We start from the raw sequence: 434 nt of genomic DNA on the forward strand, positions 1-434 counted from the left end.
TATTAAAGCCTGGCAGTGACCTACTTTCACATGGGAACTCCCACACTATCATCGGCGCTGAGCTGTTTCACTTCTGTGTTCGGGATGGGAACAGGTGGTGCCAACTCGCTATGGCCGCCAGGCATAACTTGGTGCTTACTTTATAGGCAAGCTAATTCGGGAAGTAAAGGTTTTGTCGCTTATGCGCACCCAACTTACTTGGGGTTATATGGTCAAGCCTCACGGGCAATTAGTATTGGTTAGCTTCATACATTACTGCACTTCCACACCCAACCTATCAACGTAGTGGTCTTCTACGGCCCTTCAGGAGCTTAAAGCTCGGGGAAATCTAATCTTGAGGGGGGCTTCCCGCTTAGATGCTTTCAGCGGTTATCCCGTCAGAAGGTAGCTACCCGGCAATGCCACTGGCGTGACAACCGGAACACCAGAGGTTC

Annotated in this window: 2 rRNA genes; both read right to left on the bottom strand. The window is 50.5% G+C overall.

Features of this window, described 5'->3' with window-relative positions:
* Window positions 1-7 precede the first annotated feature (7 nt).
* Window positions 8-122: ribosomal RNA gene (rrf, locus tag B3182_RS10660) — 5S ribosomal RNA — on the bottom strand.
* An 86-nt stretch (window positions 123-208) separates the two neighbouring features.
* A 23S ribosomal RNA gene (locus B3182_RS10665) occupies window positions 209-434 on the bottom strand; the annotation flags it as partial.

It is taken from the genome of Methylophaga sp. UBA4204 (genome assembly GCF_002379485.1).
In the GTDB taxonomy this organism is placed as follows: domain Bacteria; phylum Pseudomonadota; class Gammaproteobacteria; order Nitrosococcales; family Methylophagaceae; genus Methylophaga.